13 protein-coding genes are annotated in these 16,105 nt (G+C 61.8%); 8 read left to right on the top strand and 5 right to left on the bottom strand.

Annotation, left to right across the window (positions count from 1 at the left end):
* Window positions 1-246: 246 nt before the first annotated feature.
* Window positions 247-1,368 (top strand): site-2 protease family protein, encoded by a 1,122-nt coding sequence (locus AYK65_RS28080; RefSeq protein ID WP_026615100.1) that lies wholly within the window; start codon window positions 247-249, stop codon window positions 1,366-1,368.
* A gap of 73 nt (window positions 1,369-1,441) precedes the next feature.
* The gene (locus AYK65_RS28085) at window positions 1,442-1,942 is read left to right on the top strand and encodes an anthrone oxygenase family protein (RefSeq protein ID WP_081162514.1); all 501 of its coding nucleotides are present in this window, start codon (window positions 1,442-1,444) and stop codon (window positions 1,940-1,942) included.
* A 119-nt stretch (window positions 1,943-2,061) separates the two neighbouring features.
* Here the strand turns inward: AYK65_RS28085 and AYK65_RS28090 are convergent, their stop codons facing one another.
* Window positions 2,062-2,547 (bottom strand): hypothetical protein, encoded by a 486-nt coding sequence (locus AYK65_RS28090; RefSeq protein ID WP_081162516.1) that lies wholly within the window; start codon window positions 2,545-2,547, stop codon window positions 2,062-2,064.
* A 207-nt stretch (window positions 2,548-2,754) separates the two neighbouring features.
* Between AYK65_RS28090 and AYK65_RS28095 the strand changes: the two genes are divergently transcribed.
* Entirely contained in the window at window positions 2,755-4,002 is a 1,248-nt protein-coding gene (locus AYK65_RS28095; RefSeq protein WP_026615103.1) for a S41 family peptidase, read from the top strand.
* A 70-nt stretch (window positions 4,003-4,072) separates the two neighbouring features.
* Here the strand turns inward: AYK65_RS28095 and AYK65_RS28100 are convergent, their stop codons facing one another.
* Window positions 4,073-5,071, bottom strand: coding sequence for an ABC transporter permease (locus tag AYK65_RS28100; RefSeq protein ID WP_081162518.1), 999 nt, complete (start codon window positions 5,069-5,071; stop codon window positions 4,073-4,075).
* 83 nt (window positions 5,072-5,154) lie between these two features.
* Window positions 5,155-5,895 carry an ATP-binding cassette domain-containing protein gene (locus tag AYK65_RS28105; protein WP_026615105.1) on the bottom strand — a complete coding sequence of 247 codons (741 nt, stop codon included), beginning with the start codon at window positions 5,893-5,895 and terminating at the stop codon, window positions 5,155-5,157.
* A 221-nt stretch (window positions 5,896-6,116) separates the two neighbouring features.
* Between AYK65_RS28105 and AYK65_RS28110 the strand changes: the two genes are divergently transcribed.
* Together AYK65_RS28110 and AYK65_RS28115 are read left to right on the top strand one after the other, a co-directional pair.
* Window positions 6,117-7,097: an NAD-dependent epimerase/dehydratase family protein gene (locus tag AYK65_RS28110; RefSeq protein ID WP_081162521.1), complete on the top strand. Its 981-nt coding sequence runs from the start codon at window positions 6,117-6,119 to the stop codon at window positions 7,095-7,097.
* Between the two features lie 48 nt (window positions 7,098-7,145).
* Complete coding sequence (locus AYK65_RS28115) at window positions 7,146-8,135, top strand: sugar-binding protein (protein WP_026615107.1); 990 nt, start codon at window positions 7,146-7,148, stop codon at window positions 8,133-8,135.
* A 53-nt stretch (window positions 8,136-8,188) separates the two neighbouring features.
* Here AYK65_RS28115 and eglC read toward each other — a convergent pair whose 3' ends face one another.
* A complete protein-coding gene (gene eglC / locus AYK65_RS28120; RefSeq protein ID WP_026615108.1) occupies window positions 8,189-9,586 on the bottom strand; it encodes an endo-1,3-1,4-beta-glycanase EglC in 1,398 nt (465 codons plus the stop codon).
* A gap of 213 nt (window positions 9,587-9,799) precedes the next feature.
* Here eglC and AYK65_RS28125 point away from each other — a divergent pair, with 213 nt between their 5' ends.
* Both AYK65_RS28125 and AYK65_RS28130 read left to right on the top strand, forming a co-directional pair.
* Window positions 9,800-12,526 (top strand): PAS domain S-box protein, encoded by a 2,727-nt coding sequence (locus AYK65_RS28125; RefSeq protein WP_081162524.1) that lies wholly within the window; start codon window positions 9,800-9,802, stop codon window positions 12,524-12,526.
* Window positions 12,523-12,927, top strand: coding sequence for a response regulator (locus AYK65_RS28130; protein ID WP_081162527.1), 405 nt, complete (start codon window positions 12,523-12,525; stop codon window positions 12,925-12,927). The genes AYK65_RS28125 and AYK65_RS28130 overlap by 4 nt, the downstream gene beginning before the upstream one ends.
* A 41-nt stretch (window positions 12,928-12,968) precedes the next feature.
* Here AYK65_RS28130 and AYK65_RS28135 read toward each other — a convergent pair whose 3' ends face one another.
* Window positions 12,969-13,223 (bottom strand): helix-turn-helix domain-containing protein, encoded by a 255-nt coding sequence (locus tag AYK65_RS28135; protein WP_026615110.1) that lies wholly within the window; start codon window positions 13,221-13,223, stop codon window positions 12,969-12,971.
* Between the two features lie 1,061 nt (window positions 13,224-14,284).
* Here AYK65_RS28135 and AYK65_RS28140 point away from each other — a divergent pair.
* Window positions 14,285-16,105: an ABC transporter ATP-binding protein/permease gene (locus AYK65_RS28140; protein ID WP_046116754.1), complete on the top strand. Its 1,821-nt coding sequence runs from the start codon at window positions 14,285-14,287 to the stop codon at window positions 16,103-16,105.

Here is a 16,105-nt window from a genome sequence, read left to right on the forward strand (position 1 = left end):
AAGAGATATTCCAAGCGGTTTCGGATGATCGCGTTTTTTCGCACCCGCGCCGCCTCGGTCGCCCCGCCTTTCATGGCGCGGAACGATCCTTCACCTCGCCGATTAGGCAACAGGTCCGGCTTCCAACGGTCGATTGTCTATGGCGGCCGCGCCTGTCATCATGGGCCGCGACCTGTCGCGAAGATGGCGATTGCCGCCTCCCAAGGGACACCCCGCGACGTCGCAGCATGACGGAGCATATCGCTCATGGCTTGGTCCTTCAGAATTGGAACGATCGCCGGCACGGCGCTACGCGTGCACGTGACATTTGCGCTGCTGCTCGTCTGGATCTGGCTGATGCACTACCGGATCGGAGGCACACCGGCGGCAATCGAGGGCATCGCCTTCGTGATCGCCGTCTTCGTCTGCGTCGTGCTGCACGAATTTGGTCATATCGCCGCCGCCCGCCGTTTCGGCATCAAGACGCCGGATATCACGCTTCTTCCGATCGGCGGAGTCGCCCGGCTCGAGCGCATGCCGGAAAAGCCCGGCGAGGAATTCGTGATCGCCATCGCCGGTCCACTGGTGAACGTCGCCATCGCCGGGGTGCTCTTCATCATGCTCGGCAGCTCGGTCGGGATGGAGCAGATGGAAGGGGTCGAAGATCCTCAAAGGAGCTTCCTCGGAAGGCTTGCCGGGGTCAATGTCTTCCTCGTCCTGTTCAACATGATCCCGGCCTTTCCGATGGATGGTGGCCGAGTGCTCAGGGCGGCGCTCGCTTCGTGGCTTTCCTGGTCGCGCGCCACACAGATCGCGGCCATGATCGGCCAGGGCCTTGCCTTCGTCTTCGGCTTCGTCGGCCTGTTCTACAATCCATTGCTGATCTTCATCGCCATCTTCGTCTATCTCGCCGCGACGGCCGAGGCGCAGAACGCGCAGATCCGCGAGATCTCCGGCAGCGTCATGATCGCCGATGTGATGGTCACCGAGTTCGCGAGTCTCGACCGATCCGCGACCATCGACGATGCGATCGAGACGTTGCTGGCGACCACGCAGCGTGAGTTCCCGGTCGTCGATGCAGCCGGCCATTTCGAGGGTCTGCTGACGCGCGACGATATGATCCGCACCTTGAAGGAGAAAGGCCCGACAACGCCGGTCGTCTCCGCCATGCGCCGCGACATACCGACGATCCATCACCGCAAGCGCCTCGAGGAGAGCCTGCGGCTCATGCAGGAGTCCGGTTCACCGGCCGTCGCGGTTCTCGACAGTGCGGACCGCCTCATCGGGCTGATGACCCATGAGACGATCGGCGAGATGATGATGGTGCGCGCCGCCGCTGCGGGCCGCTTCCGCTTCGGCCATTTGCGCCAGACCGGAAGCCGCGGCTGAGCCCGACGGCGGATGGAACCGAATCCGCATTGTGGAGTTCGGCCGATAGCTGAAGCACAATCGGATCGACATCATGCTCGTGACGGTAGAAGTTCTCACGATCGTACTAGTCGCGACCGCAACGGCGCTCGCCCTTGCCCATGCGCTCGAATGGCCGGGCAAATTGCGATTGCAGAAGGACCAGTACCTGGCGGTTCAGGCGATCTACTACCCGGGTTTCACGATCGGCGGCGCAGCGGAGCCGGCAGCGCTGCTCCTGACGGCCATCCTTCTCCTTTTGACTCCGGCCGGAACGCCCGGTTCCTGGCTGATCGCAGCCGCTCTCGTCGGAATGCTGGCGATGCATGCGACCTATTGGATACTGGCGCATCCGGTGAACAATTTCTGGCTCAAGGACACGAGGCTCGAAGGGGCGGGCGCGCGCTTCTTTGCCGTCGGCGCCTCACGCGGCTCTGACGAAAAGGGGGGCGAGGACTGGACCGCATTGCGTGATCGCTGGGAGTGGTCGCATGTCGTACGGGCGGCGCTCGGCCTGATCAGCCTCATCCTGATCGCGACGGCCATAGCGCTCTGAGGGGAGCCCTCGTCCGCCATGATCGGTACGCCAGGAACCATGAAGACTCGCCAATCCCGAATTCCCCGCTCTCTGCCACCGTATCGTCGACTCGCAGAGGCAGGAATATCCCGATCGAACTAAGGCGACCCGCTTGCCAGGCGCGGCGCCAGGAGGGCGAGCGCGATTGACGCGAAACCCATGACCTTCGCTGCCGCGACGACCATGTGGCCGGTTTCCCATCTGAGGCGCACGGCCTCGAAATCGGGCGGTATAGGCCCTGGTTTCCAGGTCGCCAGCAGCGCATTTGCAGGCGCGACAAGCGTCACCCATGCCGCCAGTCCGGCAGCCAAGAGACCTGCGCCGGCAAGGGCGAACCAGAAAGCGGGCCTCTCGCTGGCGAGCAGATAGGAGAGAAGGGACGCCGCCAATATGGCTCCCAGATCGAGCGGAGCGCCGACCTTCGCAAAGAATGCGAACTGGCCGTTGAAGACCGTGGCCTCACGCCACAATTCCGGCGACCAAACGAACAGTCGCGGCGGTGCCTCCAGAACATGGGCAAAGGAGGGTCCGAGACTGAGGGCGGCAAGCAGCAGCGATACCAGACCTGTCAGGTAAACGCCCATTGCTCCTTCCTTCGCGACCTGCGGTAGCAGGAACCTAGAACCGCAATACTCGTCCAATGTTCCGGGGAACGTCTTGTGCCATGCGGCTCTCCTAAACCGGGCCGAGCGGACATCCGCGGCGACGGCTCACGGAATGTTGTTGAACGCCGTCTTCATTGCGGCCGCGATTGCCCCGATATTGATCTCTCGGTGAACGGAGATCGGTCCATGCACTTGAAGACGTCCGCTACCCTCCTGACGGCATTCCTGCTTTTCGCCATCCCCAGCCACGGCTTAGGCCGTGATCTGCCGCGTTCTGGCGAGCCGGTCTTCGACCGCGCCGTCGCGCTTGTCGTCGACAACTTTCATGATGCCTCCGCGCTCGACCGCTTCGGTGCGGCCGTGAGGCGGGAACTGGAGGATGATCCGGTGACGGCGAAAAGCCCGGACGCCCGGGTGGATGCCGCGATCGAGCGCGTCCTCGCTAGCCTGGACGCGTCGCACACGGCGCGCTTCAAGCCGGACACGATCGACTATTACGAACTCGCCGATATCTTCCGCTATGCCATCCGCCACGATATGAAGCGGCTGTTCCCCCCGGACGGCGAGGCCAATTATGTTGGCATCGGCATGGTCACGCGGATCGAGAACGGCCTGCGGTTCGTCAGCGACGTCTATGACGGCTCACCGGCGGACCGCGCCGGCATCCGGGTCGGCGACGAGATCCTTTCGGTCGATGGAGCGCCCTATCGTGAGATTGAATCCTTCCGCAACAAGCGCGGTCGAAGCGTGGAAATAGCGCTGCGCCGTGATGCGGGCGCGCAACCTTTCACCGTGACCGCCGCCGTCGAACGGCTAAGACCGCTGCGCACGTTCGAGAAGGCGATCGAGGAGAGCATAGCGGTGAGCGAAAGCGAGGGGCGCCGGATCGGTTACCTGCGTCTCTGGACGCTGTCCGCTCCCGATGGTTTGGAGATCGTCGCTCGTGAGCTTGCCACCGGCCGTCTCAAGGATACCGACGGCATTATCGTAGACTTGCGCGGCCGTTGGGGTGGCGGCCCACCTGACGCTGCGGAGCTTTTCGTCGGTGACACCCCGTCCTTCCGGCTGATCCCGCGCAGCGGCAAGGACATCCTTGCCAATGTCCGCTGGCGCCGGCCGGTGGTCGCCATCATCGACGAGGGTGCGAGAAGCGGCCTCGAACTCTTCGCCTATGCGCTGAAGGCTAACGGCATACCGCTCGTCGGAACGCGGACGGCAGGCGCGCTGCTCGCCGGACGCGCTTATCTCCTGCCCGACGACAGCCTCCTCGAGGTCGCGGTCTCCGACGCCGTCATCGACGATGGCGTCCGGCTGGAGGGCCACGGCGTCGAGCCCGACGTTACCGTCCCCTTCACCCTTCCCTATGCAGCCGGCCGCGACCCGCAGCGCGAAGCAGCCATGGAAGAGATGCGGCGCATTCTCGCCAAGGGCTGACATGCGCTCGATTGCCTTGCGTTTTACATGAATACGGGCAGGTCTTCACATATCGCTTCAGGCCGATCCGCTACTCGCTTTGCCGGAAGTTGCGAATTCGGTCGAAGAGGACGGCAAACACTATGGCGCCGCCGATGAAGGTCCCCTGCCAGAAGGCATTGATGCCCAGCAGGCCGAGGCTGTTGCGGATCACCTCGATCAGCGCTGCTCCGATCAGGGCGCCGGAGGCCGTGCCGACGCCGCCCGCCAGGTTGGCTCCGCCGATGACGGCGGCGGCGATGACCTGAAGCTCCATCCCCGCGCCGATATTGGTGGTCACGGCACCGAGCCAGCCAGTCTGGATGATGCCGGCGATCCCGGCCGCAAGCGCCGAGATCATGTACACGGCGAGCTTGATCCTTCTGACCGGAACACCGGTCAGCGTCGCCGCGTGTTCGTTGCCGCCGATCGCGAAGACGTAGCGGCCGAACCGGGTCCAGCGCAGCACAAAGCCGGTCAGCAGTGCCAGAACGATCATGTAAAGCACGGGGTTGGCGATCCCGAAGAACCAGGCGCCGCCACCAATCGCGAGCAGCGTGTCGTGATCCGGCCCGAACTGGAAAACGACGGTGTTGTTGGAGGCCACCATCGCGAGACTGCGCGCGATCGACAGCATTCCGAGCGTGATGACGAAGGGTGGAAAGCCGAGGTAGGCGATCATGGCACCATTGAACGCCCCGATCACGAGCGCCGTGCCGATCGAGGCGGCAATGCCCACCTCGATGCTGTAGCCCGCATTCATGACGACGGCGAGCACCATGCTGCAGAGACAGAGCACCGAGCCGACGGAAAGATCGATGCCGCCGGTGATGATCACCAGCGTCATGCCGAGGGCGATGATCGCGACGAAAGTGAAGTTGCGAGTGATGTTGTAGAGGTTTTTCGGCGTGGCGAAGGAGTCGGTGGTCACCGACAGGAAGATGCAGGCGAGAATGACGGCGACCAGAACCCAGAAGGTCTGGCTCCCCAGTATGGACGCCACCCAGCCCCGCTGTTTGTGTTCGATTGCCCGATCGAGCGTAATTGCCATGGTCGACCTTCGCTTTCCTTCAGCGAGATGAGGAAAATGCGTGCGGTTTTCCGCCCGCATCCCGCCGCAATTTATGGACTCGCTCACACCTGTTCGATGGCGCCGGTAATCAGGCCCGTCACCTCTTCCGGCGACGTTGCCGCGATCGGCTTGTCCGCGACCTTCCTGCCCCGGCGCATCACGATGACGCGGTCTGCGACGTCGAACACGTCGGGCATGCGGTGGCTGATCAGCACGACGGCGATACCGCTGTCGCGCAAGTGCCGGATTAGGTTCAGGACCTCCGCCACCTGCCGCACGGAGATCGCGGCCGTCGGCTCGTCCATCAGAACGATCTTCGCTCGCGAAAGCATTGTGCGGGCAATGGCGACCGCCTGCCGCTGCCCACCAGACATCTGCTTGACGAGATCGCGAGCCCGGGTTTCCGACTTCAACTCCTTGAAGATCTCGCCGGCGCGCCGGTACATCGATTTATGGTCGAGGACGCGCAGCGGTCCGACGCCGCGCCTGAGCTCGCGCCCAAGGAAAACATTCGCGGCCGCCGTCAGGTTGTCGCAGAGCGCCAGGTCCTGATAGACGATCTCGATACCGTGCTGCCGCGCCTCGACCGGACGATGCAGGACGAGGTCCGCCCCGTCGAGTCGGATCGTGCCGTGGCTCGGTCGGAAGTTGCCGGCTATCATCTTGACCAGGGTGGACTTGCCGGCGCCATTGTCGCCCATGAGCCCGACCACCTCGCCCGCATGCAGCGAAAGCGAAACATCGCTGACGGCCTGTATGGCTCCGAAATGTTTGGAAATATTGGCGAGTTCGAGGACCGCCACAGCCGTCTAGCCTCCCGAAACCGGCGTGCCTGCCGCCGCTTGGACCGTTTCCCAAGTCTCCTCCCCGGAAAACAATTGATGTCCATTTACGCAAAAGCGCACGAGAGCGTCAATCAATTGTCCTACAAATATTGGGCGCATTACGGTCGAAACCATATTGTAATACAAATAGTCGTTGACGTTCGAGAAAAGCGGATATTAGCTATTGGTGGGAGGAGAGCATGCTGATCCTTGTCACCGGGGCAACCGGCAAGGTCGGGCGGCACTTCATCGCGGGGCTGCTTGACGATCCGCGTTTTTCGCAGGCGCGCATTCGCGCGCTGTGCCACAATCGCGCGTGCGCCGAAACCGACCGGATCGAAGTGGCGCGCGGCTCGATTGCGGACCGCGATGTCGTCGACCGGGCGCTTTCCGGTGTAAGCCACGTCGTGCATCTCGCCACCTGCAAGGAAACGCCCGACGATGTCATGGACGTCACGGTCAAGGGCCTCTTCTGGCTGCTCGAAGGGTTCCGCACGAGTGCCACCGCTAGGCAGTTCATCCTCATCGGCGGCGATGCCGGCATCGGCCATTTCCACTATCGCTACGACGCGCCCATTACCGAGGCGGTTCCGCACCGCGCCTATCCGGGTTGTTACGCGTTGTCGAAGGTGCTGGAAGAGGTCATGCTCACGCAATACGGCATCCAGTACGGCATCAATGCCTGCTGCCTGCGCGCCCCTTGGATCATGGAGAAGGACGACTTCAAATATTCGCTGTCTTTCGGCGAGGACGTGTTCGGTGGGCCGGATTGGAAGACGCTCGTTCCCGAAGCCGATGCGAAGCGCTATGCGCGGGAGGGCACCGTGCCGCTCTTGCGCGATGTCGACGGGCGGCCGCTGAAGCGCAACTTCGTGCATGTCGATGACCTGGTCTCGGCGATTCTCGCGGCGCTCGACAATCCACGCGCGAGCCGTGAGCTCTTCAATATTTCGATGGATCGACCGGTCGACTACGGAGAGGTCGCCGCCTATCTTGCCCACACACGCGGCCTCGGCTCGGTCGACATACCGAGCCGGTTCCACTCCAATTGGATGGACAACAGCAAGGCCAAGTACTTCCTGGATTGGCGACCCGCCTACGACCTGGAAAAGCTCATCGAATCGGCCTGGCGCTACGAGCGCTCCCCGGATGATCCGCGCACCGTCTGGTATCCGGGTTAAATTGCATGGCGGGCACATGGGTGTCCGTTTGTTTCAAGGGAGGAAGGAATGAGGAAGGCACTATTGCTTGCCGCCGCCGTCTTGGCACTCAGCGCCGGAACGGCCATGGCCCAGAAGAAACAGCTCGTCATCGTCGTCAAGGGGCTCGACAACCCCTTCTTCGAGGCGATCAACCAGGGTTGTCAGAAGTGGAACAAGGAAAATCCGGACTCGGAATATGAGTGCTTCTATACCGGGCCGGCATCGACATCCGATGAGGCCGGAGAAGCGCAGATCGTCCAGGATATGCTGGGAAAGGCTGAAACCGCGGCCATTGCCATCTCGCCCTCGAACGCCAAGCTCATTGCGCAGACCCTGAAGACCGCCAATCCGACCGTTCCGGTCATGACCTTGGACGCGGATCTCGCGGCCGAAGATTCGGCGCTGCGCAAGACCTATCTCGGAACCGACAACTACCTGATGGGCTATCGCATCGGTGAATATATCAAGAAGGGCAAGCCGAACGGCGGCAAGATCTGCACCATCGAGGGCAATCCCGGCGCCGACAACATCCTGCGTCGCGCTCAGGGAATGCGGGACGCGTTGACCGGCCAGAAGGGTCTCACCGAACTCAAGGGCGAAGGCGGTTGGACGGAAGTCGCCGGCTGCCCGGTCTTCACCAATGACGACGGCGCCAAGGGCGTTCAGGCGATGACCGATATTCTTGCTGCCAACCCTGATCTCGATGCCTTCGGCATCATGGGCGGCTGGCCACTGTTCGGCGCACCGCAGCCCTATCGCGACCTGTTCAAGCCGATGGCCGACAAGATTGCCAAGAACGAATTCGTCATCGGCGCGGCCGATACGATCGGCGAAGAGGTGGCAATCGCCAAAGAGGGACTGGTGACCGCTCTTGTCGGTCAGCGACCCTTCGAGATGGGCTACAAGGCACCACAGGTCATGCTGGACCTGATTGCCGGCAAGCCGGTCGAGGATCCGGTCTTTACCGGTCTCGACGAATGCACCAAGGACACCGCCGATACCTGCATTCAGAAATAAGACTGGCATAGGCCGGCAGCCATGGCGCTGCCGGCCCTCCTGCACTGTAGTTCTCAGATCTGCCAATCCGGATCGAACGAATAGGCCTTGATATAGTCGATCTTCATTTCGGACCCGTCGACAAGGCCGTCGCTTGGGGTACCGGCGAGGCCGCCGACAGCCAGATTGACGAGCATGTACATGGGCTTGTGCATGTCCGAGGGGGTATCCGCGCGTGCTATCGCCGCATCATCGAAATACCAGACGATCTCGTCCTCGGTCCAAAGCACACCGTACTTGTGGAACCCGCTTGTATCGGCAACCTTTACCGCACTCGCAATGCTCGTCTGCGAACCGGTCTCGTTCGAATGCACCGTGGTAATGACGGTGTTCGGGTCCTGCCCGCGCATTTCCACAACGTCGAGTTCCGGCGGCCACGAACCATCTGCGGGCAGCAGCCAGAACGCCGGCCAGACGCCCTGGTCGTCCGGCATATCGGCCCGTATTTCGAAATAACCGTAGGTCTGGGCGAAGGACGAGTGCGTCGTCAGCATCCCTGAGGTGTAGTCGTAGCCGTTGATCTCTTGCTGAATTGCCGCCGACGCTGGCGCCGCGGTGATCGTCAGAACGCCGTCCTTTACGGAAAACGGATTGACAGAAGCGGTCGGCTGGTAACTCGGATTGATATACCACTGCAGCTCGCCGTTTCCGGACAGCGAGGCGCCTTTTTCCGGCGCCCACCAGAATTTTGCATCCCAAATACCGCTCGTGCCGCTGCGCAGCTGAAGGCTATTGAACTCATCCGAGAAGGTCTGAGTGAGGGCGGAGCGGTCCAGGCTCAATCTGAACTGCGTAGCCTGCAGCTCGTCTGCCGTGGTATTCGCAAATACCAGGCTCTCGCCGCCGGCGAGATGAAGCCGGAGATCAGTGCCTTCCTGGGCCACATTGGCAAGAATCTGCTGGAACGACGTGAAGCCGTAGCCGTCGAGGCGAATAGTATCGTCGAAGTTGAAATCGGTGATCAGATCGCTGCCGTTGCCTCGCTCGAACACGAAGGTGTCGGCGCCACCCGCCCCGATCAAGACATCATTGCCTGCGCGGCCGTCGAGCGTCTGGCTGCCGGAGCCGCCCTTGATGATGTTGTCGGAGTCGTTGCCGAAAGCGAACCGGCCATTTCCCGTAACCGTCAGATTCTCGAAATTCGCCGGCAGCGTGTAGCTCATCCAGGTATTGATCGTGTCCACGCCCTCGCCTGGCGCTTCATAGGCGCGGTTGATCGACGAATAGAGATAATAGATGTCGTCGCCCCTGCCGCCGAACATCGTGACCTTGACGGAACTGTCGCCCCAGATCGAATCGTTGCCGGCGGTTCCATAAAGCTGAGGTCCGGATCCGGTGGCGGAAAACCATGCCGTCGAGCTCCCGCTATAGTGAAGCGGCTTTCCCACAGCATTCATCACAGTTCTGCTCATCGAAATGTCTCCAGCTTGATTGGGTGATCCCCTCCGCAGGCCCCGGTGCTGATTCCCCTCCTCAGTAAGCTTACATCGGGGATGACGAAGGTCTACCGCAAGCCTGTGTTGTCACTGTGACCCATCGCTGACGACGGCTCCCTGGATGCCCATCCGGAACAAACCTCCACCGCCCGCGTTTTCCGGCGTCATGCGGCGCTTGCGGAGGGAACTATGTGCAGCGCGGAAGTTTCGGACGAAATCTCTCAAGTTGAAATCGGGGGTACGGGGGCTGACGATCTTCAAACAACACTCGATGCGCTGCCAGTTGCCGTTTACGTCACGGATGCCGAGGGGATCGTAACCTATTGCAACCGCGCCGCTGCAACTCTTGTCGGACGGCAGCCTGTATTGGGAACAGACCGATGGTGCGTGAGCGCAGAACTGCGCCGCACGGACGGCTCCATTTTGCCGCCCGACCAATGTCCGATGGCCGAGGCGCTGAGAGAAAAGCGGCCCGCCGGCGGACAGGAGGTCGTAGCGGTTCGCCCGGACGGGACAACGGCGCTGCTGCTCACCTACTCGACGCCGATCTTCGACGGCTCCGGCGCACTTAAAGGCGGCATCAACCTGCTTGTCGACATCAGCGATCGCGCTGGCGCCGAGCGAGACTCCCGCTACCTCGCCGCAATCGTCGAGTCTTCCTCGGATGCCATTGTCGCCAAGGACCTGAACGGCATCGTCACGAGTTGGAACAAGGGCGCCGAGCGGCTGTTCGGGTATACCGCCGATGAGATGATCGGCAGATCGATCACGGTTCTGATACCGCCGGGGCACGATGAGGAGGAACCGCGGATCCTGCGGCGTATCCGCAGCGGCGAGCGTATCGATCATTATGAGACGAATCGACAACGCAAGGATGGCAGTCTCATCGACATCTCCCTTACGATTTCGCCTGTGCGCGACGCCACGGGGCGTATAATCGGCGCTTCCAAGATCGCTCGCGACATCACCGAACGGAGGCGGGCTGGCGCGGCGCTGGCCATTCGCCTGCGCGAACAGGCCTCGCTCTATCGCCTCACCGAAAGGCTTCAGCGGGCGAAGGATATAGAGGAAGTCTACCAGGCAGCGCTGGATGCCATACAGGATGCCCTCAATTGCCACCGCGCTTCCATTCTGCTCTTCGACAAATCCGGAACGATGCGCTTTGTGGCCTGGCGCGGCCTCTCCGAGCGTTATCGCCGGGCCGTCGACGGGCACTCTCCCTGGCGCTCCGATCAGAAAGACCCCGATCCGATCTTCCTTGAAGACATCTCGCGCGCCGACGTTTCCGATGATCTGAAGGCGACTATCGCAGCGGAAGGCATCAGCGCGCTCGGCTTCATTCCGCTTGTCGCGGAAGGACGGCTGATCGGGAAATTCATGACGTACTATGACTTGCCGCACGTTTTCGCCGATGCCGAGATCAGCGTAGCACAGACGATCGCGCGGCAGCTGGGCTTCAGTGTTCAGCGTTTGCGTGCTGAAGAGGCGAGGCAACTCGCGGAGGAGCAGTTGCGCCGCAACGAGGCGAAGGAGAGGGCACGGGCGGCGGAGTTGATGGCGATCATGGAAGCCGTGCCGGCCTCGATCTGGATCGCCCGCTCACCCGATTGCCGGGTCATCGATGGCAACCGGAGCGCCTACGAACTGCTGCGCCAAGCGCCCGACACGAACCTGTCATTATCCGCCCCACCCGGCGAACGTCCCAGCAATTTCCGCGTCTTTTCTTCGGGGCAAATGCTAGCACCCGAGGAACTGCCCGTGCAGCGCGCGGCACGCGGGGAGGAGGTAGAGAATTTCGAGGAGGAGATCCGATTCGACGACGGTACCTCGCGCTTCCTCTTCGGCAATGCGACGCCCTTGCGAGACGCCGCCGGGGACGTGGTCGGCGCGGTTGCCGCATCGGTGGATATAACCGAGCGGAAGCAAGCGGAAGAAGCATTGCAGGAGAGCGAGCGCCGGCTGCAGATCGCGCTGGAAGCGGGGCGGATGGGGGCCTGGGAGTGGAATATCGATACCGGCGAAGTCATCTGGTCGCCGGGTCTCGAAGCAATTCATCATTTGGAGCCCGGCACATTCGGAGGAACGCTTGCGGACTTCAAGCGAGACATTCACCCCGACGATCTCCCCATGGTCGAGCTGGAAATCGCCAAGGCGATCGAGACCCGCGAAAATTACCACATCACGTACCGCATCAGGCTTGCCGACGGAACCGTCCGATGGATGGAGGCGTTCGGGCAGTTTTCGCGGCAAGGTGCGGGAAGGCCGGCAAAATTGGCCGGCGTCTGCATGGACATCACCGAACGGAAAGAGGCCGAGGCGCAGCGCAATCTTCTCGTTGCCGAGCTCAGCCACCGGGTGAAAAACACGTTGGCAATCGTCACTTCGATCGCGCGCCAGTCCTTTTCGACCAATCCGGACGCACAGGGAGCGCACCGGTCGTTCGATGCCCGCATCAGGGCGCTGGCACAAACGCACACGCGCCTCGCCGAGGCAAGCTGGTCCGGCGTGTCGCTGGAAACGGTACTCTTCGACGAACTGGCCCCCTATCACGACAGAAACAGGAACAATGTGCGCCTCGCGGGGCCGCCAGCGATGCTGCCGCCCAAACATGCGCTGACGCTTGGTATGGCTGCGCATGAACTTGCAACGAACGCGGCCAAGCACGGTGCGCTGTCGGTGAAGAACGGCATTGTCGACGTCGGATGGACGATCGACGTCGCAGGCGATCGCTTGCGAATCCGTTGGACCGAGACCGGCGGGCCGCCTGTTCCGGTGCCGACACACAACGGTTTCGGCCGTTTGCTGCTGGAGCGGGTCTTGGCCTCCGACCTTGGCGGCGACGTCCACCTCGAATTCGCGCCCGAGGGGCTGACATGCATGATCGACATCCCCTATCCGCGGGGAGCCTCCCCATGACGTCGGCCGAGGGATGCCGGGTCCTCGTCGTCGAAGACGAGTTTCTGGTGGCGTTGCAAATAGAGGACGATCTACTCGCCGCCGGCTATGTGGTGATAGGTCCGTTCACGAGCCTCAGCGCATCGATCGCCGCCTCGCGGACAGAGCGCTTCGAAATGGCGACGCTCGACCTCAACCTGCGAGGTGAGTTCGTCTATCCCCTCATCGACGAACTCCTCGAACGCAAGATACCCGTCCTCTTGTTGACCGGTTATACCGCATTGGACTTACCGGAACGGTTTCGCTCGCTGCCTCGACTGGCGAAGCCGTTTGACGGCAATCAGCTCGTTGAAAAAGTCCAGAGCCTTCTACGAGCGGGTGAAATGCATGGAGTTGTCCCTTCGCGCTCCACGGGGCGCTAAAGTAGATCGGCCGGCCCGCGAGCTGCGGCCGGCCGGCTTTGTCATTGCATTTCAGTAGGCAGGAAGTCAGAAAGCGGCACCTGCAGGGCGCCGGCGATGCGTTTGAGTTTCGCTGGACTGAAATCCCTGCCGCTTTCAATTGCGCTGATTTCAACATTGGCGAGGCCGCAAGTAACGGCAAGGTCCTCGATGCTGTAGCCAACGGCCTCGCGTGCGGCCTTGACGCGTGCGGCAATGTCGCCGCCGGCCATTGGAGAGGCTTGCTTATCGCCAATATTGGAGGGTGAAATGGACATAAATGTCTCCTTCTCTTGGCCGAAATTCTTTTCGAATTTGCTGTGAGTGCGGGTGACACGCGCCTCAGGGCGGCGGTAACGTTTTATGTCATAGCTGTAACATGAACAAGCCGAAATTGCGCCTGTGCACCGTTACCTGCGCTCGGCCACCTGAGGATGCGGCTGCCGCAACCGCAAGGCGCAGCGTTGAGATGCACGATCGAGCCCTTGCAATTTGTGATCGGACTGTCCGCGACACGCTTAGCGCTTCCGTCTGCTCCGTTCGGCGCGGTTATAGCGGTGAACCCTTCAGCCGATGGATATGGAACACGGGCCGGCAGCCGTACCGCGTCCGGAGTGAAGGCCGCCAACAACCGCGACGGGACCGGCGCGAAAACAAGAGCGCGCTCGTCCTTCGGAATCGCTTTGTGCTGGCGAATCAGAAGAGGGGGATCGAATCCCTCCCCGCTACCAGGCAATCCCTCAAGTCGGCACGCCCCCGCGACCATCATTAGGCGTCAAAAATTGGGGAATACCTGAGTTTCATCGGAAGGGCGCCCGAAGCGCGGAAGACTCTCGGCGGGCGCCCAATGCAGGCAAAATCATGAATGCAATCAAGGCTTCGCGTTACGCGGCGGCACGCCGAGCCTGGGGTATTCTCTATGTACCCGATTGAGAACGGCCCGCGCTACGCGTCAAAATTTATTTCCAGTGGGCATCATTGGCCATACACTACATCTCATGGATGTTTTTGAATTGGCTGCATTTCAGCACCTACAGATTTTCAGTGGCATATTTGCTTTGGACGGGCTGCTGCTTGGCACTGAATTTGGGTACGACGGCAGTCCTGAAGTCGGACGTTTTCGGATCTCCGCCGGATGGACAATGGCCGCCGTTCCTGGAGCCGGGCATCGCTTAGCCAGTCTCTCGGAATCACTGCGAAAGTGTTTCAGCCGCAGAACCGACCGAGATCGCAAAATCCCTAATCCGTCTGTTCGTGCGCCATGCTGGCTGATGGGCCTGGTGCACCGACCGTCGGATTAGGTCGGCCGGCCGTGCCCGCCGAGACGGAGGAACTGACGATGAAGAAGCGGATGGGCAACAAGACTGCGCCTCGACCGGCGACTATGCCAGCGGAGGGAAGCACTCTCTGGCAGCAGTTCGACATGATGCGCCGAGCTTTTGTCGCCTCCCCTGTGCTCAAGCCGATCCTGTGGCTGACGGCCGGCAGTTTTGGCGTCATCGTCGCCACGGCTGTCGGACAGATCGTTCTCAATCGCTGGTACCGGCCCTTCTTCGACGCGATCGAGCGGCGCGACCTCAATGCCTTCTTCTATCAGCTCATGGTTTTCCTCATCATCGCCGGCGTTCTCCTGGTGTTCAACGTCGCGCAGCAATGGCTCAACCAGATGGTACGGCTGAAGCTGCGCGAAGGGCTGACATTGGATCTGATTGGCGAATGGATGCGGCCTCGCCGTGCCTTTCGGCTCGCCAATGCAGGCACCATTGGGGTTAATCCGGATCAGCGGATGCAGGAGGACGCCGGCCACCTGGCCGAGCTCACCACCAGCCTCGGCTTCGGGCTTGTGCAATCGTCGATCCTGCTCATTTCGTTCGTCGGTGTCCTCTGGTCTCTTTCATCCGGCTTTGCCTTCCAGATAGGCGACAGATCGCTGGCGATTCCCGGCTATATGGTGTGGGCGGCGATCCTTTACGCAGGCTCCGCGTCCTGGCTGAGTTGGCTCGTCGGACGGCGGATGATCGCCTTGAACGGCGAGCGCTATGCGCGCGAGGCCGATTTGCGCTTCTCGATGATGTACGCCAACGAACATATCGACGGCATCTCGCTTGCGGGTGGTGAGGCCGGCGAACGCCGGCGCCTGCAACTCGATCTTTCCTCCGTCCTCGGCGCCATGCGCAACATATTCCGCGCCGAGATCAATCTTGCCTGGGTTCAGGACGGCTACGGTTGGGTCACAGTGGTGGCACCCATTCTCGTCGCCGCGCCCGTCTATTTCGCCGGCAACATCAGCTTCGGCGGCCTCATGATGGCGGTCGGCGCCTTCAACCAAGTGCATACGTCGCTCAAATGGTTCGTTGCCAATGTCAGCGCCATTACAGACTGGCGTGCGACCCTCCTGCGCGTCGCCGCCTTCCGCCGTGCGCTGATCACGGCAGACGCCCTACACGACGAAGAGAAGCGGATCGAATTCGTCGAGAATGACAGCGCCAGCATGACATTCGATAACCTTGAGGTCGCCTCTCCCTCAGGGCGAACAAGACTCGCCGAATCACATATCGAGATCGCCCCAGGCCAGCGGGTCAACATCGTCGGCGATCCGCGTGCCGGAAAGACGCTACTCTTTCGAGCTCTTGCGGGGCTCTGGCCTTGGGGAAGCGGCCGAGTGGGAATGCCGGCCGGCGACCACGTCGTCTTCATCCCGCGCGCACCTTACTTTCCGCGCGGCCGACTACGCGACGCCCTTGCATATCCCCATGCCAATGATTTCTCCGATGGCGCGCTCGTGAGCGCGCTCTCGAAAGTCGGCCTCGACCACCTTGCGACCTCCCTCGATCGCGAAGCTCGTTGGGAGCGCGAACTCGGTGACGACGAACAGCGCCTCCTGGCTTTCGCCCGGCTGCTCGTGCAAAAGCCCCGCTGGGTGATCATCGACGAAGCGCTCGAAACCATGGAGAGCGAAGCGCTGAAGCGGGCTCTTTCCATCTTCGAAACGGACCTGCGAGAAACAGCGGTCATCAAGATCGGGCCGAGCCCGCGGAACGGCGCTCTCTTCTCGCGCGTGATCCGCTTGGTCAAGGATGCTGAAGCTCCGGCGCTGAAACCTGTCCGCCTCGGCGCAGGCATTGCCGAGATGGAGGTGGCGGCGCGGAGCGCACCGTGA

This window comes from Ensifer aridi, from assembly GCF_002078505.1.
GTDB lineage: Bacteria > Pseudomonadota > Alphaproteobacteria > Rhizobiales > Rhizobiaceae > Sinorhizobium > Sinorhizobium aridi.

What these genes read in the sequence shown, in the direction of transcription:
- AYK65_RS28080 (WP_026615100.1), top strand. Translation starts at nt 247, where the DNA reads ATGGCTTGGTCCTTCAGAATTGGAACGATCGCCGGCACGGCGCTACGC.
- AYK65_RS28085 (WP_081162514.1), top strand. Translation starts at nt 1,442, where the DNA reads ATGCTCGTGACGGTAGAAGTTCTCACGATCGTACTAGTCGCGACCGCA.
- AYK65_RS28090 (WP_081162516.1), bottom strand. Translation starts at nt 2,547, where the DNA reads ATGGGCGTTTACCTGACAGGTCTGGTATCGCTGCTGCTTGCCGCCCTC.
- AYK65_RS28095 (WP_026615103.1), top strand. Translation starts at nt 2,755, where the DNA reads ATGCACTTGAAGACGTCCGCTACCCTCCTGACGGCATTCCTGCTTTTC.
- AYK65_RS28100 (WP_081162518.1), bottom strand. Translation starts at nt 5,071, where the DNA reads ATGGCAATTACGCTCGATCGGGCAATCGAACACAAACAGCGGGGCTGG.
- AYK65_RS28110 (WP_081162521.1), top strand. Translation starts at nt 6,117, where the DNA reads ATGCTGATCCTTGTCACCGGGGCAACCGGCAAGGTCGGGCGGCACTTC.
- AYK65_RS28115 (WP_026615107.1), top strand. Translation starts at nt 7,146, where the DNA reads ATGAGGAAGGCACTATTGCTTGCCGCCGCCGTCTTGGCACTCAGCGCC.
- eglC (WP_026615108.1), bottom strand. Translation starts at nt 9,586, where the DNA reads ATGAGCAGAACTGTGATGAATGCTGTGGGAAAGCCGCTTCACTATAGC.
- AYK65_RS28125 (WP_081162524.1), top strand. Translation starts at nt 9,800, where the DNA reads ATGTGCAGCGCGGAAGTTTCGGACGAAATCTCTCAAGTTGAAATCGGG.
- AYK65_RS28130 (WP_081162527.1), top strand. Translation starts at nt 12,523, where the DNA reads ATGACGTCGGCCGAGGGATGCCGGGTCCTCGTCGTCGAAGACGAGTTT.
- AYK65_RS28135 (WP_026615110.1), bottom strand. Translation starts at nt 13,223, where the DNA reads ATGTCCATTTCACCCTCCAATATTGGCGATAAGCAAGCCTCTCCAATG.
- AYK65_RS28140 (WP_046116754.1), top strand. Translation starts at nt 14,285, where the DNA reads ATGAAGAAGCGGATGGGCAACAAGACTGCGCCTCGACCGGCGACTATG.